We start from the raw sequence: 21,746 nt of genomic DNA on the forward strand, positions 1-21,746 counted from the left end.
CGCGCGTTCGTCAGATGCTGTAGGACTCGTAGGTGGAGGGATGGAACATCTCCTCCACCGGCACCAGGCGGTCGGACAGGCCCTGGCCATGGTGATGGCGGGAGAACGTCTCCAGCGTGCGCAGATTTGCCTGCACGCCGTACGACCAGTAGTCCTCGCCCAGCGTCTCGCGCGCGGCCTTCAGCATTTCCTCGACGAACGGCATCGTCACCTTGGTCGCGGACGTATCGGACAACTGCGCCAGCGCGTGGGCCTTGGACTGGCTGAACGCCTTGAAGACGGCGCCCGGCAGCCACGGCTGCGCCTCGGCGAGGGTCTTGCGGATGCCCACCACATGCATGATGGGAAACACGCCGGTGCGCCGGAAGTAGTCTTTCGCCTCGGCGGTCGGATCGTCGAAGAGCCAGCCTACGTTCTCGTTGCGCAGCGCCGCCGCGCCCGGGGGCCGCGGCGCGATGAAGCCGTCGATCTCGCCGCTGTCCAGCAGGTCGGAGATGGTGCGGCCTTCGGGTGCGGCTTCCACGCGGACATCGGCGGGAAGCTGCAGCTTCACCTTTTCCGGACGTCCCGGCGTATCGATGCCGCCGCGTACCCAGGTCACATCGGACGGGTGGATGCCAAAGTCGTCCTGCAGGATCGCGCGCGCCCACACGATCGCGGTGAGCTGGTACTCGGGAATGCCGATGCGGCAGCCTTTCAGGTCCTGGGGACGTCCGATACGGTCCTTGCGCACGTAGATGGAGGTGTGGCGGAACGCCCGCGAGAGGAACACGGGCACCGCGATGTACGGACAATCGCCGCGCGCGTGCCTGACCAGGTAGCTGGAGAAAGACAGCTCGCTGATATCGAAGTCCTGGCTGCGCATGGCGCGGAAGAACATTTCCTCCGGATTGAGCGTCATGTAGACGGGATCGACGCCGTCGATCTGGACGCGGCCATCGAGCAGCGCGCGGGTACGGTCATAGTCGCCCATGGCGACGGAGAGGCGGAGTTTGGTCATCGGTGACGGAGTGGGGGGCTCGGGGGAATGCGGGTGGCGGTCAGCGGGTGATGTGGGCGATGGGGGGGAATGTGCGCCTCACGCCGTGACGGAGTACGACGGCTCCAGCTCGGGCTGGTCCTGCCCGCCGGCCCAGACGTATTGCACGTTGAACGTACGCCAGTCATCGGTCTTCGGCACCACCGCCTGGAACGCGCAGACGTTGTCCGGGATCGCGTTGGCGCCCGTGCCGATCGCTTCGCCGCCTTGCTGGAACGCCCGGACGGCATCCAGCATCTGCTTGCGGAACTCGACGATGGCGAGATCGCTCGCGCCCAGCCGGTCGTGGCTGCGGTCGGCGATCGGGCCCATCGTCAGCCACATCGCGACGTCCTGGTTGGGGAAGCCGGCAATCCCGGTGAAGTTGCCCGTCTTCATCGCCTGGCGGTCCTGCCAGAAGCGGTTGTCGATGTTGCGCAGCGGGCGGTAGTAGGCGTCCAGGTCCACGCCGACGGTCTGGCGCAGGAACTTGCGCCACGTCTCCGTTTCGGGCGTTTGCGCCGGATGGCCCCAGGCGATGAAGTAGAACGCCGTGTTGGTGTCGTCCATCGGCACGTTGATGTTGGCGACGTTGTAGAGGTTGTTCGGCGGGATCAGCGCGGTCGCCGGCGCAACGAAAACCGTGGAGCGCACGTAGTCATGCGTCTGCGCCTGCTGGATCGGCCTGCGGATCGCGGCGTAGCGGAAGCCGTAGCCGCCGCGCTGCACTTGCAGCCGCGGCGCCTTGTCGGTCGAAGGGCGCAGCCACAGGCTGTCGGTTGCCTTGGCGCCGTCCACGCGCGCCGGCACCATGTCCGAACTGTGCAGGCTCGAGCTGTGCGCGGAATCGATCGCGCCCTCCAGCACCTGGGCCCAGTTGCAGGGCAGCAGCACCTTGGCGATGCTGACGCGGGCGTCCTCGGTCGGCGCCCAGCGTGGCGGCACGAATTCCGGCACCGCGTCCGCCGGTCCCATGTACGCCCACACCATGCCGCCCCATTCCTTGACCGGATAGGCCTTGTGCTTGACTTTCTCCGCCATGCCGCTGGATGCGGGCTCGGAGACCATCTCCAGCACGTTGCCCTCCACATCCATCTTCCAGCCGTGATAAAGGCAGCGCAGGCCGCCTTCCTCGTTGCGGCCGAAGACCAGCGATGCCCTGCGGTGCGGGCAGTACTCGTCCATCACGCCGACGCGGCCGTCGCTGTCGCGGAACACGACCAGGTCTTCGCCGAACACGCGCGCCTTCACCGGCGTGCCATCGGGCTCGGTCACCTCCTCGAGCAGGCAAACCGGCGTCCAGTGCCGGCGCATCAGTTGCCCCATCGGGGCATCGCCTTCCACACGGCACAACAGATCGTTTTCTTCCTTCGTCATCATTTGGGGGGCTCCTGGCCATCGCATCCCGGGCGCTGGCCGGTCTGGCGTTCTGGCTTTGCTTGAAAATACTTAGTTACCTAAGAATAATCGGCGAGCACATCGACAGCAAGGCGAGATTGGGGAACCAAGGGAAAATACTTAGGTAACTAATAAAAAAGGGGGTGCGCCATCACAGCCACGTGCGCGCGGCCGGACGGGAAGCAAGGCATCGGCTTGCCAGATGCCCGGCGGAAGGGCGAGGAAGCGCCGGCGGCGAAGCGGGTCGCAGTCGGGAAGATTGAGAGGGGGAGGGGGGACGGGGAGCGGCTGGAGATGTGTTGGAGGAACAGGACTGCCAGCCGCAGCCCCTATGCGGACGCGTAGTCGCTTACGCCTGCTCGATACCTTGCTGGTCGCGAGTCAGGTTGTCGATCATCACCAGCAGCGCGCGGCGCGTGGTGGCGACATCCTCCGCGGCGAGATGCTGGACCGCCACCGCATTGACCTCTTCGGCCAACGGCACCAGCGTCTTGCGCAGCCGCTTGCCCAATGGCGTGAGGAACACATAGATGTTCTTGCGATTGGTCGGCCGGCGCTCCAGCGTGACATAGCCGAGCGCCTCCATGGCTTGCAAGGCTGCGAATGTGGTCGGCTCCATCACACCCGCTTCGATGCTGAGCTCACGCTTGGTGATGCCGTCGCGTTCCCAGAGAATGCGCAGGAAGGTCCAATGGCCAAGCTGCACGTCATGCTGGGAGAGCCGGTGCTGCAGTGCGCGCAGGAAGACCCGCGTCGCGTCTTTCACAAGGTGTGCAAGGCGATCATTGGGCACGTCGTCGTGCCAGCGGCGAAGGACGCGCTGGGCAATCTCCTGTTCTCTGAGTTCAGAGGCTTTCGGCATAAGGGCGGGAAGCAAGGGCAAAGGCGTATTCTGCCATGGCTTGCCTGTGCTTCACGCGGCCTCCGCGGCGGGACGGGCTGCCACGTTCCTGCGCAGGACGACCGGCTTGGCGCCGACCTGCTGCTTGCAGATCCAGTGCGCCAGCGCCGAATCCAGGTGCTGGACATGCGCGGGGAACCAGTGCTCCAGTTCCTCCGCCAGCCGGCGCACCACCGCGACCTCCCCGCGTACGAGCCTTGCCTGCACACCGGATATCGAGGCCAGCACGGCTGCATGTTCGCCAATGTGGCACTTGCGCGGCGGAAAGGCCGTTGCCTCCATCAGGCCGTCCTCGTGCAGGAAATGCGCGCGTGCCAACTGCAGCAGTTCTTCCAGCATCTCCGCCAGGCGGTCAACAGGCGCTTCGCGCAGCGACTGGATGAGTGCCGCAAACCGGCGATGTTCATCGTCAATCGCGGAATGACCGACCAGTAGCCCGTCGTGCCAGTACATTGGATTGTGCGCTGCCATCATGTCTCCATCCATATTGTTAGGCACCTAAGCATTATAGGGCGGGCAGGTTCCGTAGGCAACGATAACAAGCACAGCGAGAAGCGCACCTGACTGCGCATGTGTGCGACGAGTCAATCAAGTGGGAAGAATCGGCCTGGGGAGCACTCAATCGCTGGCATACCCGGTTGATGCGCTGCGCTTGTGGGCCATCAATTGCATCAATCGCTGATCGCGCCACGCCTGGCGAGCGTCGCGTTGATGTGACGGCAGTTCCGCAAAGCGTTCCGCTTCCAGCTTGCTCCAGTTACCCAGTGAGGCAATGCGCTTGGTGGGCATGTACGTCCGCGAGAACCGGTCGTAGTCGAGATAGTCCAGCGCTACCAGGCTCTTGAGTAGTGCCGAGGCACTCGAGGGGGGGGATAACCAAAGCGCTCGGTGAAGTCCTTCAGCGCCATGGGGCCCTGAGCGATTTCAAACGCCTCGAAGATCTCGAAGACGCGCTTGGATGTCTTGATGGGGGTTTCGGGCATGGGGGCGATTGCGTCGAAGCCATCGGGTGGCACGGCGTCCGCCATTCGACTGGAGCCTTGGAAAAGAGGCTATTCCGGGTGGAGCGAGGATCGTACGTCGGGCTGTTCTCGTTGCAGACCCGAGGTGCGACCGCGGAGCTTTCTCGCTTTAGCTTTCCACCTTGCAATTTCCGCCACTTTTACCAACTGCAACACTGATGCGGGCATCCCCGGCAAGACCATTTTTCACCGCAACGATCTCTGCCAAAATTGACAGCGCAATCTCCGGCGGTGTCCGGCTACCGATATAGATTCCAGCAGGCCCATGCAGCCTTGCAAGCTCAACCTCTGACATCGCGAAATGTTCACGCAGGCGGGAAACGCGCTTCGCATTGTTAGCGCGCGACCCTAGCGCCCCGACATAGAATGCTGGCGACCGCAGGGCGTCCATGATTGCCAGATCATCGAGCTTGGGATCGTGCGTCAGTGCAATGATGGCGGTATGCGCATCGGGCGCCGACTGGACCACGACATCATCCGGCATACCGCGCACGAGGCGGGCCCCCGGAACATCCCAGCCCAAGGCGTACTCCTCGCGCGGATCGCAGACAGTGACGTCGAAGCCCAGACCCACCGCGCTCTGGCAAAGATAGCGGGAAAGCTGACCCGCCCCGATGACGATCAGCCGGTACGCGGGACCCAGCACGGTCGACAATGTCTTGCCGTCGCACTGTACCCCCCGATGCACGCTGGCATCGAAGCAGTCTGCGCGACCGGTGGCCAGATCGAGCACCCGCATGGTCGGCCGCCGTGCGTCCAGGCGCGCCACAAGTTGGTCAAGCGCCTCTGGCGCTTGCAACAACTCGAATGCCAGTTCCAATGTACCGCCGCATGGAAGTCCGAAACGGTGCGCCTGGTCCGCGTCAACGCCGTAAGCCGTCAGGTGCGGCAACCCGCCGTTCGTCAGAGCTTCCACGCCAAGCCGATGCACCTGGTCGATCAGGTCGTCCTCAATACAGCCGCCCGACACCGACCCCGCGACCATGCCGTCATCGCGGATGGCCATCATCGCGCCCGGAGGACGTGGCGATGAGCCCCACGTACGCACCACCGTCACCAGCACGAGTTTCCGGGACTCGCGCAACCAGCGCCACGCGGCGCGCAGGACATCAAGATCTACAGGCTCCAAGAGTTTGCTCCTTCCGGCGCGCGGCGCATCGCTCCGGCTTTAAGGCTGGCGCTGTGCCGCTTGCACAAATATCTTTGTAAATTCGTCCAGTACCGCGAGCGACTCCCGCCCGCCGCGCGTGATGCGGTAGAACGAGAATTCGACTTCGGGCACGATCGGCAGCACGCGCACGCGGAAGTGGCGGCAAAGCTGCTCGCAGAACGATGGGACGATGGCAATGCCCATGCCGCCGTCAGCCATGGCGATGGCGGTCTGCATGTGGCCCACGACCGCGCGGCGCTCCATCGTGATTTCCTCTTTGGAGAGCGTTACCTCCACCAGCCGTTGCAGCGGGCTGTCCTTCGGGAGCGCGATCAGCGGCAGTCCTTCGAGCGCCCGCCAGCTGAGGCTCGCCTGCGTGCTGGTGAGCGTGCCCGGCGGGTCGTCGGCCGACATTACGGCGACGAGTCGCGTTGGAAAGATTGGCACGCGGTCGATGCCGGACAGCTGCGAGAAGAACACGCCAAAGGCTGCGTCGAGGTCGCCGTCCTCCACCATCTTGAGCAGCTCGCTCGGCGTGCTGTCAACAAGTTCGACGCGCGAGGCCGGGTAGAGGCGTGCGAACTGTGCAAGCACCTGCGGCATGAGGCCGGCGGCAATCATCGGCGTGCAGCCGAGGAACAGCGATGCTTGCTTCTGTCGACCCAGTTCGAGAAGCTCGATGGCGGCCTTCTCGAGCATCTGCACGGCGCTATTCGCGGTCGGGTAAAAGCGATGGCCCGCCTCGGTGAGGATCACAGTGCGGGTGGTACGCTCGAACAAGCGGCAGTTGAGTTGCGATTCAAGTTCCCGGATCGTCGCGCTGAGTGCTGCCTGGCTCAGGTGCATGGCTTGCGCGGTTTTCGTGAAACTCGAAGTATTTGCCACGCCGAGGAATACTTTGAGTTGCTTCAGGGACAAATTCATTCGTTACCATCCTTCGTGAGCCGTGCCATTGGCCCGGCTCACAATTTTATCCGCTTGCCCCCTCGCCAGATCGCCGGTCAGTCGAACCGATAGCGTCCTTCGTCGTCGCGCAGCAAGGTGCGCGTGCGCGCAATGTCCTCGAGCCAGCGCACGATCTCGCGGCCGTCGCGTGTTCCTGTCGCGGCCATCAGATCGACGAAATGCTTGGGCCCGTCGGCCAGCGCCGCCTCGAGAGAATCGAAGCGGGCACCGGCGTAGGCGGGTGGTGTCGGCACGCGGTGTTCGAGCGAGCGTACCTCGCCGGGCCGCAGCAGCGGCAGGGTGAGGTCGAAGCCCGCCTTGGCCGTCTGGTGAGCGCCATGCAACGACGGGTCGAGCGGCATCGCGCGCATGCCACCCTGGACCATGAGGTCGCGGTCGGCCTGGAAGCGGGTGGCCAGCGCCCAGTCCATCTGCTCCTCGGAAAACACGTCGATGTCGGTATCCACCACGAACACGTGCTTGACGTTGGCAAGCGAAGCGAACACCGCTGCGATGGCGTTGCGCGCCTCGCCCGGCACGCGCTGCTGCATGGCGATCCGCACGTTGAACATGCCGCCCGTTGCCGGGCTGGCGTAAACCGCCTTCACTTCGCGCACGGCTGTCTCGAGCGCGCGCCAGACTGTCACCTCGGTGCGCAGCGCCGCCAGTTGCGCGGTATCGGTGCGCGACATGGTTTTGCCGCCGATCGTGCAGGTCTGGAACACGGCGTCGCGGCGGTGCGTGATCGCGGTGAGATGGAACACGGGGTTGGTCTTGACGCCGCCGTAATAGCCGAGGAACTCGCCATACGGGCCTTCGGGCTCGGCATGGCCGCGCTCGTCGAGATAGCCCTCGAGAATGAACTCGGCATCCGCCGGCACCAGCAGGTCGTTGGTCACACACTTGACCACGCCCATCGGCGCACCGCGCAGCGCAGCTACCAGTTCGAGTTCGTCGGCGGGAATGCGCATGGTCGCGCCGACGTGGTCGACCGGATGCGTGCCGACGGCGAATGCGATCGGCAGCCGCTCGCCGCGCTTCGAGTGCGCGATGCTGATAGCGCGCAGGTCGGAAGGCGCCACCAGATCGACGCCCGCAGTGCGGCGGCCGCGCAGCATCAGGCGGCGGATGCCGACGTTGGTCCAGCCCGTCTGCGGGTCGACCGCGAAGTCGATCGACGCGGAGATATACGGGGCGCCGTCCAGGTGGTGCTGCAGGTGCACCGGCAGCGCGGTGAAATCGCAGTCGTCGCCGGTCAGGACGACCTGCTGCACGGGCGCCTCGTCTCGCGTCACCTCGACGAGCTGGCCTTTGACGCGCAGGCGCTCGCGCACGACGTCAAGCAGTTGGGCGGGCGTGGTGTCGAAGGCGCGGGCGAGCCGCGTGCGGCTCGCTGCCACGCTGCCGGCCAGCGAAATGTCGCCGCTGCCCGGCCGCATGAACCAGACCGCGCGCGGATTGCCTTCCATCATGGCGGCAACGTCGGCGAGATCGACCGGCGCTTCGTGGCGTTCCACTTCGCTGTCGTCAAGCGCTTCGAGGAAACGGCGCAGGCGGAAGCGTTCGAGGTCGGGCAGCGGTGCGCCCTGCGCGGTGGATGAAATCTTGGTAGTGGGTCTCAAAGCCAAACCTCCAGGCACGAAGCATCGTGCCACTGTGGTGCGTGTGCGGGCCACCGGCTCACGGGGCTCGCTGATATGTTTAGAAGCGTGCGGACAGCGCCGTCGCCGCCAGGTGCGCGGCAAAGCCGCTGGCGCCGGACGCCGGCATCTCGGGTGCCAGCTGCAGGAATTGCTTGACGGCACGCAGCGTCACCGCGCTGCAACCGAGCAGCGTGTCGGTGAGGTGGGCGGCCTCGCCGTCGAGCGTGGCCGCCGGTACCACGCGGCTGACGAGCCCCGCCTGGCGTGCCTCGTCGGCGGTGAGCCGCTGGCGGCTCAGCACCATGTGCGCGACGGTCTTGACCGGCACGCGGCCGATCAGCGCGGACATCACCAGGGTAGGGGGGATGTCGCGCTCCATTTCCGGGATCTGGAAGATCGCATCGTCGGCCGCGAGCACGAGGTCGCAGACGCCGGCCAGCGCACAACCCACGCCGAGCGCCTGGCCGGACACGATCGCCACGGTTGGCACCGGCACCGCCTTGAGTGCGTCGTACAGCGCGAGCGGCGGGGCGGCGACCACGCGGCGCAGCGTCTCCGCCGAAGGCTTGGCACCCTGCGGCGGCATCGGCGAGACCCGGCCGAGGCAGAAGTCCTTGCTGCTGCTGCGAAGGCGCACGAGCTTGATGCTGTCTTCCAGCGCGCCAATGGCTGCGATGATGGCCTTGCTCATAACCGAGTCGATCAGGTTACCGTTGTCGGGCCGGTCGAGCACGATATCAAGCCAGTCGCCGTTGTGCTGGATGTCTACGTGGGTATTCGTCATTGTGGAACTCACTGTACCTGACGGTGAATATAGGCCCAGACCACCTTCGGCGTGGCCGGCATTGCGAGTTCCTCGCTGCCGAACTCGCGCAAGGCATCGGCCAGGGCATTGTAGATAGTGGCCGTTGCCGGCGTGATGCCGCTCTCGCCGCCGCCCTTGACCCGCAGCGGGTTGCCGTGGGTCGGATCCTCGGTCAGCTCCACGCGCAGCGGTGGAATCACGCCCGCGCGCGGCATGCCGTAGTCCATGTAGGAGCCGGTCAACACCTGGCCGGTCTCGCGGTCCACGTAACAGCCTTCCGACAGTGCCTGCCCGATTCCCTGCGCGAGCCCGCCGTGCACCTGGCCTTCCACGATCAGCGGATTGATCGGCTGCCCCACGTCGTCCACCGAGGTGTAGTTGACGAGCTCCACGAGCCCAGTGTCCGGATCGATTTCAAGCTCGCAGACGGCCGCGCCTGTCGGATGCGCGGGCACGCGGACGGCGACTTCCGCGTCGGCCCACAAGCGCCGCGTACCGGCGTCGCCGGGCAGGCCATCGGCTGCGATATGCGCGGCAACGTCGAACAGCCCCGTGCTGCGGCCGGAAGAGCGCGCCGTAAAGCGTGCCCCGGCAAAGTCGATATCGTTGGCCACGGTGCCAAGGAGGCTGGCAGCGACCTGCTTGCCCGTCTCGATGATCTTGCCCGAGGCCTGTACCAGCAGCATGCCGCCCAGCCGCATGGTGCGGTCCGAGTGGCTGCCGCCGCCAACGCTCACAAAGGCCGTGTCGCCGGTGCGCAGCCGCACGGCATCCATGGGCACGCCCAAGTACTCGCCGACGACTTGGGCGAAGGTGGTCTCGTGCCCCTGTCCCGTGGATTGCGTGCCGGACACGACGTCGACGGTGCCCTCCGGCAGCACCGTCAGCTCGATGCGTTCGCGCGGTGCGCCGACCGGCGACTCGATATAGTTGGCCAGGCCGATGCCACGCAGCTTGCCGCAAGCGCGCGACTGCGCGCGGCGCGTCTCGAAGCTGTTCCACTCGGCCAGCTCGAGGGCGCGCTCCATATTGCGGTGGAAGGTGCCGCTGTCGTAAGTCAGGCCCATCGGGCTGCGGTACGGCAGCTTCTCATGCGGCACCATATTGCGGCGGCGGATCTCGTCGCGCCCGATGCCCATTTCAGCCGCTGCGATATCGAGCATGCGCTCGATCACGTGGGTCGCCTCGGGGCGGCCGGCGCCACGATAGGGGGCGGTCGGCACGGTGTTGGTCAGCACCGCATTGATATGGACGGCCGCGACGGGCACATCATAGACAGTGGTCATGATGCGCGTGCCGTTTGACATCGGCACGTAGGACACCGTGTGCGCGCCGACATTGCCCGTCCATTCATTGTCGATCGCCAGGATGCGGCCATCCTTGTCAAAGCCGATGGTCGAATGGATGATCTGGTCGCGGCCTTGGTAGTCCGAGAGGAAGGCCTCGCTGCGGTCGCTGGTCCACTTGACTGCGCGCCCGATGCGGCGGGCCGCCCACACCACGGCAAGCTGCTCGACGTAGATGAACGAGCGCGGGCCGAAGCCGCCGCCGGTATCGGGGCATACCACGCGCACCTGCCCGGGCGGGACCTTGAGCGCGCCGGCCAGGCACAGCTTCTGCCGCACCGCGCCCTGGCTGCCGGAGATCAGCGTATAGACGCCGCTGTCCGCATCCCAGCTGCCGATCGCGCCGCGCGGCTCCATCTGGCAATTGACGATGCGGCTGTGGTGGAATTCGCGCGAGACCACATGGTGGGCGCCCGCGATGATCCGGCGCGCCGCGTCGCGGTCGCCGATCTGGGTCTGGAAGCAGAGGTTGCGCGGGGCGCCATCCCACAGTTGCGGCGCGCCGTCGGCCATCGCATCGGCGGCGTTGACCACCGCACCGAGCTCTTCGAAGTCGACCTCGATCTGTTCGGCCGCATTGCGCGCGGCGAGCACGCTATCGGCAATGACCATCGCGATCGGTTCGCCGACATAGCGCACGCGGTCGACCGGCAGCGGAATGTGGAGCTGGTTGAAGATCTCCCCGGTCTCGGAGGTCAGGAAGGCCTTCCTGGTGTGGTCGATCGCGTCGACCGGGTTGGGCACGTGGTCGACGCCGATGAAGCCGTCGTCGAGATAATCCTGGCCGACCAGCACCGCCACCACGCCCGGCATCTCGCGCGCGGCCGCCACGTCGACCGAGCGCAGCGCCGCATGCGCGTGCGGCGAGCGCAGGAAGGCCGCATAGAGTTGCCCATCGAGATTGATGTCATCGGTGTACTGCCCGCGCCCGGTGACGAAGCGGGTATCTTCCTTGCGGGGAACCGGCTTGCCGATCATGCGCCTTCCTCCGTTGCCGTGACGGTTGCCTGCGGATACATTGCGGCCGCGGCGTGGCGCACCGCCTCGATGATATTGACGTAGCCCGTGCAGCGGCAGATGTTGCCCTCCAGGGCGTGGCAGATGCTTTCCTGCCGCAGGTCGGGCGACTGGCGCAGAAAATGGTCGACCGACATGATCATCCCCGGTGTGCAGAAGCCGCATTGCAGGCCATGGCATTGCACGAAGGCCTCCTGCACGGGGTGCAGCGCCTTGCCTTCGCTCGGCTTGAGGCCTTCCACCGTCGTCACCGCGCCACCGCTGGCCTGCGCCGCGATCACCGTGCACGATTTGACCGAGGCGCCGTCGAGGTGGACCGTGCAGGTGCCACACTGGCTCGTGTCGCACCCGACGTGAGTGCCGGTGAGCTGCAGCGTTTCGCGCAGGAATTCCACCAGCAGGGTGTGGTCCGGCACCTCGCGCCGGACCGCCACGCCGTTGACCGTCAGTTCGATGTCAGCCATGGCCCACCTGTTCCATGCCTTGGCCAGCGCTCATGGTGGCACTCATGGTGGTATTAAAGCGCTTGAAGAACTCCGCGGCCAGCTTGTTGGCGACGGACGTCACCAGCCGTGAGCCGATCTGCGCGAGCTTGCCGCCCACCTGGGCCTCGGCCACATAGGTCAGCAGGGTACCCTCGTCGGCATCGGCCAGCGTCACCACGGCCGTCATCTTGCCGAAGCCCGCGATGCCGCCTTCTCCCTGGCCGGCGATCCGGTAGCCGTTGGGACCGTCCCGCTCGGACAGCAGCAGCGTACCTTTGAACTTCGCCTTGACCGGCCCGACAGCGGCCACTACCACCGCCTTGAATTCATCCTCCGACTCGGCGGTGAAGGATTCGCAGCCCGGCACGCAAGCCTGCAGTACCAGGGGGTCGTTCAGTCCCTTCCAGACCTGCTCGCGCGACGCGGCAATGGTTTGCGATCCCGTGAATTCCATGCATATCTCCTTAGTCAGCGTGGCGCGGGGGCTGCGCCAGCAGCGCCTGGACAGCCCGGCGCGTATAGGTCTCTACCAGATGGGCGCGGTATGTGGCCGACGCGTTGTCATCGTCGGGCAATAGCGCAGGGTCCATCCTGACGGTGGCCAGCGAGGCCTCGGACATCTCGCGTGCGAGCGCCGCTTCAGCCTCGCGCCAGCGGAACACAGAGGCGCCGGCACCGGTTACGCCCACGCGCACACCGTCGGCATACTCGGCCACGAACACGCCGACCACCGCATAGCCGGATGCCGGCTGGCGGAACTTGGCGTAGGCCGCGCGCAGCGGAATGCGGTACTCGAGGGCGGTGACGAGTTCGGCCGGCGCGAGCGCGGTTTCGAACGTGTCGATAAAGAAATCGTCGGCGGCGATCGTGCGCGACGACGTGACCACGCGCGCGTCGAGCGCCAGGACGGCGGACGGATAGTCGGCCGCCGGGTCGTTGTTGGCAACCGAGCCGCCCATAGTGCCGCGGTTGCGCACCTGTGGATCGGCGATCACGCTGGCCAGTTGCGCCAGGGCGGGAATCGCGTTGCCAACCACCTCGGAGGTGGCCACCTCCGCGTGGCGCGTCAGCGCACCCACCCGCAGCGTGTCGCCGTTTACCGATACGCCACGAAGCGCATCGATGCGTGTGAGGTCGATCAGGTGGCTGGGCGCGGCCAGGCGCTGCTTGAGCGTCGGGATCAGCGTCATCCCGCCCGACAGCGGCCGCGCTTCCTCCTGTTCGCGCAGCCACGCGACGGCCTCGTCCACGCTGGTGGCGCGGACGTAACTTGTCTCGTACATCATTTTCTCCGTTGGGCGGCGCCTGCTGCCCGTCTTGCTACCGGGTCGGCTGTTCCGCCAGCCACACGTTCAGCGCGGTGGCCAGGGCTGCGGGTACTTCATGCATCGCATAGTGTCCCGCGTTGGCCAGCACTTCCACCCGGGCATTGGGGTACCACTGGCACCAGGTCTGCTCCATCAGCGCCAGGGTCAAGGTAGGGTCGAACTCGCCGATGAAGAGTTTCACCGGCACCGGATTCCCCGCCACCTGGGCGGAAAAATCATGGGTCGCCCATTGTGGCAGGAATGCGGCAAACGCTTCGCGCAGCGACGATGCCATCGAGGCGCGCGCGAGATGCGCGCACCACTGCGGCGCGAGGCGGTTGCCAGTGGAGTAGCCGATGATCGCCTGCCGCTTTGCAACATCGTGGACAGCTGCCTCGAAGCCCGCAAGCCGCGTGGCGTCCATGCGCGAGCCGCAGGCTGGCACCGGCGAGATCCCCGCCATCCGCTCGATGCGGTCCGGCGCGGCCAGCAGCACACGCTGCATCGCCATGCCGCCCATGGAATGCCCGACCAGGCTGAAGCGCGCCCAGCCGAGATGGTCGGCCAGCGCGATCACATCTTGCGCAGCCTCGGCAAACGTAAACTCGCCGGCGCGGTCGCGCGATTCGCCATAGCCGCGGTAGTCGAAGCCTACGTAGGTGTATGCGTCGGTATCGAGTGCCGGCGCGAGCGGGGCCCAGTCGGCGGAACTCCCGAACCAGCCGGACAGCAACATCACCTTGCGCGGCCCGTTGCCGTATTGCTTGTAGCCGTTGTGCTTCATGCCGCCAGTCCCCAAGGGAGTGCTGGCGCGATGCGCCCGCGGCATGCGCCAAAGCCGATCGACACCATGCCGGGAGCGCTGGCGCGGGCGCGCAGTACGATCTCGTCGCCGTCCTCGAGTGCAGTGCGGGTCTCCCCGTTCGGCAATACCAGGGGATCCTTGCCGGCGTTGGTCAGTTCGGTCAGGCAGGCGCGCGCGGCGTCGGCCGCGCCCGAGATCGTGCCACTACCCAGCAGGTCGCCGGTGCGCAGGTTGCAGCCATTGCTCGTGTGGTGGGCGACCATCTGCGCGAAGGTCCAGTACAGGTTGTCCAGGTGGGTCTGCGTAATCACGATGGCGGGGGCGCCGTCCGCGCGCAGATGCCCGGTCGACAGCCGCGCCTCGAGCGTCAGGTGCAGTCCGCCCGTCTCCTGGTCCCGCGCGCCATGCAGGTGCGGCATCAGCGGCGGATCCCCGCCCGCGCGCGCCGGCGGTGCCTTGCGGAACGGCGCCAGCGCTTCCTCGGTGACGATCCACGGCGACAGGCTGGTGTGGAAGCTCTTGCCGAGGAACGGCCCGAGCACCTGCTCGAACCACTGGATGCTCTTGGCCGACCAGTCATTGAGCAGGCAGTAGCCGAAGAGATGGGCGCGCGCGTCGTCCACCGCAATGGGTTGCGTCAGCGCATTGCCGCGGGCCACCACGGCCGCCAGTTCGAGCTCGAAATCCATTGCCGGCGCCGGCCCGAAGCGCACCGCGCCGTCCGGATCCCGGTACTGGCCCCACGGGCGGCGCACCTCGCCGCCGCTGACGCGCAGCGACGAGGCACGCCCGTGGTACGCGATCGGCAGCGACTTGAAGGCCGGCGGCAGCGGATCGGCAAGGCCCTTGTAGCGGCCGTGGCGTTCGGTGTGGTGCAGCGAGGTCAGGAAGTCGGTGTAGTCGCCGATCTCGCACGGCAGCCGCATCGTCATCGCTTCCATGCCTGGCAGCAAGGCCTCGGCGTGCTCCCGGACGCGGGTGGCGAGAGTGCCGCTCGCCGACAGCATGTCGAACAGCGCCGCGCGCAGGGCGCTCGCATAGCGCGGCGCCATCGCCATTAGCGGATTGAGCGTGCCGCCGGCAGCGGCGGCGCAGGCCAGGGCGGCATCGCCCTCGAGCCAGCCGGTGGCGTGGAGTGCCTTGAGGTCGAGCACGCGGTCGCCGATAGCCACGCCGGTGCGGGCGTCGCCATCGCGCAGGAACGCGCCGAACGGCAGGTTCTGCAGCGGAAAATCGGCGTCGGGCGCATTGGCGGTCTCGACCCAGCTGCGCGCGGCAGGATCGTGCGTCAGGTTCAGGGCGGTCATGCGTCGGGCCCTCCGCGGCGCGAGGCGGTCCACGCGTCAAGATGCGAGCGGGCCTTCTCGTGGTAGCCGTCCAGCGTGGCCTGCGGGGCCACCGGCACCGTCAGCTCCAGCCGCAGGCCGTTGGGGTCGAAGAAATAGATCGACTGCACGAAGCCATGGTCGGTCACGCCGACCACCTCGACGCCGCGCGCGGCCAGCCGCGCCTTCATCGCATGGAGTTCGTCGAGCGAGCCGAGGCTCAGCGCGATGTGGTTCACCCAGGCCGGCGTGTTGGGCGAGGGCAGGGCGGCGGTGTCGTCGCCGAGGTCGAAGAAGGCGATGTTCGAGCCGTCAGCCAGCTTGAAGAACAGGTGCACGTAGGGGCAGTGTTCGCCCGTGCTCGGTACCTTGTCGAGCTTGATGACGTGGACCAGTGGCAGGCCGAGAAGATCTTCGTAGAATGCGCGCGTTTCTTCTGCGTTGCGGCAGCGCCAGGCAAAGTGGTGCAGGCCCAGGATGGGGGCGGGTGGGGGCATTTGTGACTCCTTGGCGGGCGCCGCCGGCAGGCATGGCCGGCGGACATTCCCGGTGGCGGCGGTGCCGCTTATACCTCGACGGTATCGACGTTGTACTCGAACAGCCAGTTGTAGCGTTCCTTGACCCGCTCCTCGCTCCACTCGCGGTCCACGTAGGCGGCCGCGCCTTCGGCGCGCGCGAGTTCCGGATTGTGGAAACGCTGGGTATTGGCGGCCGAGCCGCGCACCACGCGCGCAGTGCGCTCCCGGCGCAGGTCTTCATAACGCGCGAGCGCGCGCGCCAGGTCGCCCTGGTATTGCGCCAGGCAGCGCGCGATCAGGTAACCATCCTCGATCGCCATGCCGGCGCCCTGGGCAAGGAAGGGCAGCGTCGGGTGGCAGGCGTCGCCGAGCAGCGTCGCGTTGCCTGAAGTCCATTGCGTCATGGGTTCGCGCACCATCAGCGCCCACTTGTAGGGGGTCTCGATCGCGCGGATGAGGGTCTGCACGTCCTCATGCCAGCCGGCGAAGTCGTTGAGGCATTCCTCGCGCGTACCTTGTTGTGTCCACGATTCCGTGGTCCAGCCGTCGCGCTCGACTGCGCCCACGAAGTTGACAAGGGTCTGGCCGCGCAGCGGATAGTGAATGACGTGTGCGCCCGGGCCAACCCAGTTCGAGCCATAGGCCGTGCGCAGGTGCTCAGGCAGCGCATCGGCGCGGATCACGCCGCGCCACGCCATCACGCCGGAATATACGGGATCGTCAGGGCCGAACAGTGCCCGGCGCACGCGCGAGTGCACGCCATCGGCACCGATCAGGATGTCGCCTTCGTAGACATGGCCGCACGCCGTGCGCACGGTCACCGATTCTCCGGTCTGATCGATCTCTTCGACCTTCTCGTTGAGGCGGATGGCGTCGGCCGACATGGCACGCACGGCGGCGACGAGCGCCTCGTGCAGATCAGCACGATGCACGGTCCAGTAGGGGTAGCCGTAGATGTCGCGCGACGCGGCGCCGAGATCAAACAACGGCCAGGTCTGCCCGGTGTTCCACAACCGCACGCGCTTGCCGAGCGGCACGCAAGCCAGCGGCTCGAGCAGCTTGCCGACGCCCAGTTGGTAAAGCACACGCGTCGCGTTGGGGCTTAGTTGCACGCCTGCCCCGATCTCCCCCAACGCCCGCGCCTGTTCCAGGACGGTGACCTGGAAACCCTTGTCAAGCAAGGCTGCGGCAGCCGTGAGGCCGCCGATGCCGGCACCTGCGATGATGATTTTCATTCGATAATCCGACTGATTTCATTTGATGGTATGTGCCGATTTTGATATGGCTTGGACGGGATTAATTGTTAATCTACATCCTTCGGCTGATCAAAACTCTAATGCAACTTGGCACGCTGCAGAAGCAACAATTTTCGATCGCATCATCAGGGAAATCTAATAATCGGATCACGCCTCGGTGAAAACCCCGAGGGGAAACGTTTCAGGTGCCCCAACGCCGCACCAGCGAGGTTTCCAGGCCAAACAGATCAAGCACTCGCCCGATCGAATGATCGATCATTTCCTCGATGGTTTGCGGATTCGCGTAAAACGCGGGAACCGGTGGATAGATAATGGCGCCAGCCTCGGTGGCGCTGGCCATGCTGCGTATATGGCCGAGGTGGAGCGGTGTCTCCCGGACCATCAGCACAAGCCGCCGGCGTTCCTTGAGAGTGACGTCAGCGGCACGCGAGAGCAAGCTGCTCGTCACACCCGTCGCCACCTCGGAGAGTGTCCGGATCGAGCAAGGCGCTACCACCATGCCCAGCGCGGGAAACGATCCGCTTGAGATGGCGGCGCCGATGTCGGTGTTCGCATAGCTGACGCTCGCCAGTGCCTTGACGTCCGCCACGCTGTAGCTGGACTCGTGAGCCAGTGTCACCTGCGCCGATTTGCTCATCACCAGGTGCGACTCAACCTCGATCTGCCTGAGCACCTGTAGCAGCCGGATGCCATAGGCAACTCCGGAGGCGCCGCTTATTCCCACCACCAGACGGCGGTTCGGCGTGGCATTAACTTGCATCCTTTGTCTCCAAACAAGCCGGTCGCGGCATATACTCCGCCACTCCGGTCACGGCGCGAATGTTATCACGTGAATTGAGACTCCGGTAAATGCCGAAGACGTCGAAATCGAATGTTCGATTTCTCTTATGAGTTGATAAATAATCGTCGCTTCTAATGCGTGGAGTCCTTCGCTACACTGGCCCCGCTATAAGAACAAAGCGTCCGTCGCAGCGCATCTCCCCCTGAGGCCGCTACCTTCAGGACGCAGAAAAAAGATAATCTGGAGACACTTTGAAAGCAAAATACTGCGCCCTCCCCATGCTCGCGAGCCTGGCGTGCCCTGCCTTGGCCCAGAGCGTGACCACCCTCTACGGCAGCATCGATGCGGGCATCGACTATGTCTCGAATTCCAAGGGCCATAGCCTCGTCCAGCTGTCTTCCGGCAAGCGCCAGCCGGACCGCTTCGGGATCCTGTTGCGGGAGGAGCTTGGCGCTGGCAATGCCGCCTTCGCGCGCCTCGAGAATGGCTTTCTCTCAGACACTGGCGCTCAGATCAACCCGACCAGCTTCTTCAATCGGGCGGCCTACCTCGGCCTTGCCAATGAACAGTGGGGCGCCATCAGCTTTGGTCGTATCCCGGACTACACGTACGAGTACGTCGGCAGCCTCAACAATGCCGTGCCCGGCATCTCGTCGTTCTATTCGCCGGGAAACCTCGACGGGCTGGCCAACACGAACGCGCTAAACAGCGCGGTAAAGTATCAGTCTGCGGACCTCCACGGTTTCCAGTTCGGCTTCATGAACGCGTTCGGCGGCAAGCCGGGTGACTTCGGCGCCGGTCGGCAGTACAGCATTGGTGCGCGCTACGACAACGACGATGTGCGCGTGGCGATGTCATACACAATGTCGCATGACCGCACTGCGGACATCTTCGGTACCTTCGGCCTCACGTCGCTGCTCGGCCAGACGCTGAAACAGGGAGTGCCGTTCATTGCCAGCAAGTACAGCACGGTGGCGGTCGGTGGCATGGTGCGAGTGGCGAGGATCTTCAAGCCCCATGCCACCTACACGCGCGTGCGACTGGCCAACAGCCAGGGTGACGCCTATATGAACAACTACCAGATCGGCGTTAACACCGATCTCAGTGGCGGGAAGGGCGTTGATATCCTCGGGACTTCATTCGCCTATTCGACGTTCGAGGGCCTGGCGTTCAGGCAGTACAACCTGTTCCTGACGCACTATCTCTCCAAACGCACCGAGATCTACGCCGGCGCAGGCCTGCAACACGCGTCCGGCACCAACGCGGCGCAGTTCGGCTATGCGGCGTCCTCGACGGACACGCAGGTGGTGGCGCGCGTGGGCATTCACCACTACTTCTGACGATCGTGTGCCGCAGCCGTGGAGGCCGGGGCACAGTGTCCGCTGATAACAACTGATGGAAACTCAAATGCGAGCAGAGCAGCCCTATGACATCGTGGCCCTGACCGAAGGGCAGAAGCCGGGCCGGTTCGCGGCCGGCCTTCTGTTCTGGTGCTTCCTGATCATGCTGATGGACGGCTATGACCAGACGGCAGTGTCTTTTGCTGCGCCGGCCATTATCAAGGACTGGCAGGTGTCGCGTGCCGCCTTCGGCCCCGTGTTCGGCGCCGGACTGTTCGGCACGCTGATTGGCTCATTCATCTTCGGCTATCTTGGCGACCGCCTCGGGCGCAAGAAGGCACTGATCATCGGCAGCGCATTCTTCGGCGCGCTCACACTTGCGTCGGCGTGGGTTTCCTCGCTTAACGCGCTGATGTTGCTGCGTTTCCTGGCCGGCATCGGCATGGGCGGCGTGATTCCGAACTCGGTTGCGCTGGTGGCCGAGTACGCGCCAAAGCGCCTGCGCGCTACCTGGGTCACGCTGATGTTCTCTGGCTTTTCGATCGGTGCTGGCTCCGGCGGGATCGTATCGTCGGCGTTGATTCACCGTTATGGTTGGCCCGTGATGTTTGTCGTGGGTGGCATCGGCTCACTCGCGGTAGCGGCGCTGCTGATCTTCGTGTTGCCGGAATCGGCCAAGCTGCTCGTCGTGCAGCAACGCGCCACCGAGACTGTCCGCAGGCTCGTAGCCCGCCTGCGTCCGGATATGTCATTTCCCGCTGATGCTACGTTCTATGCGAGCGAAACCCAGGAAAAGCGCAAATTCGTCCTGACGCAGTTGTTTGGCGACGGGTTGCGCGCAATCACTCCACTGCTCTGGGTGGTCTTCATCGTCAATTCGATGGCGCTCTATTTCCTGCAGAACTGGTTGCCAATCCTTATGGAAGGGGTGGGCGTTCCAGCGCAGCGCGCCGGCATCGTGACAGCGATGTTTTCAGTCGGAGGCGTGATCGGCGGCCTCGCACTTTGCCGCTTTGTCGACAAGCATGGTGTGCTGGCCATTATTGCGCTGCCCGCGATTGGCTGCCCGGTTGCCGCCATGCTTGGGCACGGCTCGTCCGAAGGCTGGCTCATGTGGTTGATCTTCCTGACGGGATTCTGCGTAGTGGGCATGCAATATGGCCTCTATGCCGTGGCCGGCATGATCTATCCGACCGCGTTCCGTTCGGCTGGCGTGGGAACCGCGATTTCCATCGGGAAGATCGGCTCGGTCGCAGGTCCGCTTGTCGGCGGCCTGCTGCTGTCAATGCACCTCCCGGTGGTCCAGCTGTTCTATGCCGCTGCGGCATTATTCCTGGTCGCGGCGGTCATTTCGACCGTGCTGGCAGTGCTTTATCAAATGCGGTTTGGCCCCAGCCATGACTCGGCAGAGCAGACAGTTCATTCACCAACGCACCTGCATGGCAGCCACGGGGTTCGCAAGTAAAGCGCAGACTCATTGCGGGCCGGCATCGCAGCTTCAATTCTGTACCACCGATCTTCCGTTTGCGGCGCGATTCCCTGATCGTACCGCTGGCATGCCTGGGCAAGGGCACGCAGGCCGCCGGCCGCGTGCTCGAGCGCGCAGCGAAGAAGTAGGGAAAGGGAAATGGAAAAGTTCACCGTACACAGCGGCATCGTGGCGCCGCTTGACCGCGAGAACGTCGATACCGACGCCATCATCCCGAAGCAATTCATGAAGTCGATCCAGCGCACCGGCTTCGGCCCGAACCTGTTCGACGAATGGCGCTACAAGGATGGCGGCCAGCCCGGCATGGACAACAGCAAGCGTCCGCTGAACCCGGACTTCGTGCTGAACCAGCCGCGCTACCAGGGCGCGTCGATCCTGCTGGCGCGCCGCAACTTCGGCTGCGGCAGCTCGCGCGAGCATGCACCGTGGGCGCTCACGCAATACGGCTTCCGCGCCGTGATCGCGCCGAGCTTTGCCGACATCTTCTTCAACAACTGCTACAAGAACGGCCTGCTGCCGGTGGTGCTGAGCGAATTGCAGGTCGACCACCTGTTCAACGAGACCAATGCCTTCAACGGCTACAAGCTGACCATCGACCTGGACAAGCAGGCCGTGATCACGCCAGGTGGCGAGGCCTGCAACTTCGACATCGCCCCGTTCCGCAAGTACTGCATGCTGAACGGCTTTGACGATATCGGCCTGACCCTGCGTCATGCCGAAAAGATCAAGGCGTATGAAGCCGAGCGCGTGGCAAAGATGCCGTGGCTGAACAATCGCGTGGTCCGGTGAAATCGGAACAAATGTGGTGTCTCTGCCTTACGCATCACTGGGTTGTGGAACGCACGCGTGCTTGGCTTGCGGTCTGCGACAAGGTGTGTAGCCGCATCGAACGTTGCCTCGATGCTCATCTGGCCCTGCTCGAGGCGCTTACGCAGTAATTTGCTCTCGGTGCGTCGCTGCTCATGAAGCTGGCAAGACTCTGGAAGGATGGGGGCGCTCTCCGAGCAGGAGTTCATGGAGCGGAACATCTGGATTTCCTTTTTATCCTGGGCAATCAATCCCTTACTGCGCCTGCGCGACGGAGGCAGAGGGCGCGATTATTATTGATGTTTCCAGAATTCATGACAACGCAAAATATTCGTCGTCCCCGCGCAGGCGGGGACCCAGTGACTTTTTGTCCCCCTTCGGGGGACTT

General features: G+C 65.0%; 21 protein-coding genes. 3 read left to right on the forward strand and 18 right to left on the reverse strand.

All coding sequences use genetic code 11. The features are described from left to right. Positions 1 to 10: 10 nt before the first annotated feature. The 18 genes from LDO29_RS09340 to LDO29_RS09425 form a co-directional block, all read right to left on the reverse strand. Positions 11 to 1,000: an ABC transporter substrate-binding protein gene (locus tag LDO29_RS09340; protein ID WP_224079501.1), complete on the reverse strand. Its 990-nt coding sequence runs from the start codon at positions 998 to 1,000 to the stop codon at positions 11 to 13. A gap of 78 nt (positions 1,001 to 1,078) precedes the next feature. Beyond that, positions 1,079 to 2,398 carry a Rieske 2Fe-2S domain-containing protein gene (locus LDO29_RS09345; RefSeq protein WP_224079502.1) on the reverse strand — a complete coding sequence of 440 codons (1,320 nt, stop codon included), beginning with the start codon at positions 2,396 to 2,398 and terminating at the stop codon, positions 1,079 to 1,081. A gap of 367 nt (positions 2,399 to 2,765) precedes the next feature. Next, positions 2,766 to 3,278 (reverse strand): MarR family winged helix-turn-helix transcriptional regulator, encoded by a 513-nt coding sequence (locus LDO29_RS09350; RefSeq protein ID WP_224079503.1) that lies wholly within the window; start codon positions 3,276 to 3,278, stop codon positions 2,766 to 2,768. Positions 3,279 to 3,329: 51 nt separating this feature from the next. Next, positions 3,330 to 3,791 (reverse strand): bacteriohemerythrin, encoded by a 462-nt coding sequence (locus LDO29_RS09355; protein ID WP_224079504.1) that lies wholly within the window; start codon positions 3,789 to 3,791, stop codon positions 3,330 to 3,332. 144 nt (positions 3,792 to 3,935) lie between these two features. Further along, positions 3,936 to 4,106: a hypothetical protein gene (locus tag LDO29_RS09360; protein ID WP_224079505.1), complete on the reverse strand. Its 171-nt coding sequence runs from the start codon at positions 4,104 to 4,106 to the stop codon at positions 3,936 to 3,938. 342 nt (positions 4,107 to 4,448) lie between these two features. Continuing rightward, positions 4,449 to 5,468 carry an XdhC family protein gene (locus LDO29_RS09365; protein WP_224079506.1) on the reverse strand — a complete coding sequence of 340 codons (1,020 nt, stop codon included), beginning with the start codon at positions 5,466 to 5,468 and terminating at the stop codon, positions 4,449 to 4,451. Between the two features lie 39 nt (positions 5,469 to 5,507). Continuing rightward, a complete protein-coding gene (locus tag LDO29_RS09370; protein WP_224079507.1) occupies positions 5,508 to 6,413 on the reverse strand; it encodes a LysR family transcriptional regulator in 906 nt (301 codons plus the stop codon). A gap of 77 nt (positions 6,414 to 6,490) precedes the next feature. After that, positions 6,491 to 8,056 carry a UbiD family decarboxylase gene (locus LDO29_RS09375; protein WP_224079508.1) on the reverse strand — a complete coding sequence of 522 codons (1,566 nt, stop codon included), beginning with the start codon at positions 8,054 to 8,056 and terminating at the stop codon, positions 6,491 to 6,493. Positions 8,057 to 8,135: 79 nt separating this feature from the next. After that, positions 8,136 to 8,861, reverse strand: a complete 726-nt coding sequence (locus tag LDO29_RS09380; protein WP_224079509.1) for an enoyl-CoA hydratase/isomerase family protein — start codon at positions 8,859 to 8,861, stop codon at positions 8,136 to 8,138. A gap of 8 nt (positions 8,862 to 8,869) precedes the next feature. Then, positions 8,870 to 11,206, reverse strand: coding sequence for a xanthine dehydrogenase family protein molybdopterin-binding subunit (locus tag LDO29_RS09385; protein WP_224079510.1), 2,337 nt, complete (start codon positions 11,204 to 11,206; stop codon positions 8,870 to 8,872). Continuing rightward, positions 11,203 to 11,709 carry a (2Fe-2S)-binding protein gene (locus tag LDO29_RS09390; protein WP_224079511.1) on the reverse strand — a complete coding sequence of 169 codons (507 nt, stop codon included), beginning with the start codon at positions 11,707 to 11,709 and terminating at the stop codon, positions 11,203 to 11,205. Before LDO29_RS09390 ends, LDO29_RS09385 begins: the two co-directional genes overlap by 4 nt. Next, positions 11,702 to 12,184, reverse strand: a complete 483-nt coding sequence (locus tag LDO29_RS09395; protein ID WP_224079512.1) for an SRPBCC family protein — start codon at positions 12,182 to 12,184, stop codon at positions 11,702 to 11,704. Before LDO29_RS09395 ends, LDO29_RS09390 begins: the two co-directional genes overlap by 8 nt. Before the next feature lie 10 nt (positions 12,185 to 12,194). After that, positions 12,195 to 13,013 carry an FAD binding domain-containing protein gene (locus tag LDO29_RS09400; protein WP_224079513.1) on the reverse strand — a complete coding sequence of 273 codons (819 nt, stop codon included), beginning with the start codon at positions 13,011 to 13,013 and terminating at the stop codon, positions 12,195 to 12,197. Between the two features lie 37 nt (positions 13,014 to 13,050). Continuing rightward, positions 13,051 to 13,821 (reverse strand): alpha/beta fold hydrolase, encoded by a 771-nt coding sequence (locus tag LDO29_RS09405; RefSeq protein WP_224079514.1) that lies wholly within the window; start codon positions 13,819 to 13,821, stop codon positions 13,051 to 13,053. Beyond that, complete coding sequence (fahA, locus tag LDO29_RS09410) at positions 13,818 to 15,149, reverse strand: fumarylacetoacetase (protein WP_224079515.1); 1,332 nt, start codon at positions 15,147 to 15,149, stop codon at positions 13,818 to 13,820. The genes LDO29_RS09405 and fahA overlap by 4 nt, the downstream gene beginning before the upstream one ends. Then, positions 15,146 to 15,664, reverse strand: a complete 519-nt coding sequence (locus tag LDO29_RS09415) for a VOC family protein (protein ID WP_224079516.1) — start codon at positions 15,662 to 15,664, stop codon at positions 15,146 to 15,148. Before LDO29_RS09415 ends, fahA begins: the two co-directional genes overlap by 4 nt. Before the next feature lie 68 nt (positions 15,665 to 15,732). Next, positions 15,733 to 16,920, reverse strand: a complete 1,188-nt coding sequence (locus tag LDO29_RS09420; protein ID WP_224079517.1) for an FAD-dependent monooxygenase — start codon at positions 16,918 to 16,920, stop codon at positions 15,733 to 15,735. 202 nt (positions 16,921 to 17,122) lie between these two features. Next, entirely contained in the window at positions 17,123 to 17,701 is a 579-nt protein-coding gene (locus LDO29_RS09425) for a UbiX family flavin prenyltransferase (RefSeq protein WP_224079518.1), read from the reverse strand. Positions 17,702 to 17,973: 272 nt separating this feature from the next. Between LDO29_RS09425 and LDO29_RS09430 the strand changes: the two genes are divergently transcribed. The 3 genes from LDO29_RS09430 to leuD all read left to right on the forward strand — a co-directional run bounded on the left by LDO29_RS09430 (position 17,974) and on the right by leuD (position 21,340). Beyond that, entirely contained in the window at positions 17,974 to 19,062 is a 1,089-nt protein-coding gene (locus LDO29_RS09430; RefSeq protein WP_224079519.1) for a porin, read from the forward strand. A 67-nt stretch (positions 19,063 to 19,129) separates the two neighbouring features. After that, on the forward strand, positions 19,130 to 20,527 hold the full coding sequence (locus LDO29_RS09435; RefSeq protein ID WP_224079520.1) for an MFS transporter: 1,398 nt from the start codon (positions 19,130 to 19,132) through the stop codon (positions 20,525 to 20,527). A 162-nt stretch (positions 20,528 to 20,689) separates the two neighbouring features. After that, the gene (gene leuD, locus LDO29_RS09440) at positions 20,690 to 21,340 is read left to right on the forward strand and encodes a 3-isopropylmalate dehydratase small subunit (protein ID WP_224079521.1); all 651 of its coding nucleotides are present in this window, start codon (positions 20,690 to 20,692) and stop codon (positions 21,338 to 21,340) included. Positions 21,341 to 21,746 lie beyond the last annotated feature (406 nt).

This window comes from Cupriavidus laharis, assembly GCF_914271435.1.
In the GTDB taxonomy this organism is placed as follows: Bacteria; Pseudomonadota; Gammaproteobacteria; order Burkholderiales; family Burkholderiaceae; genus Cupriavidus; species Cupriavidus laharis.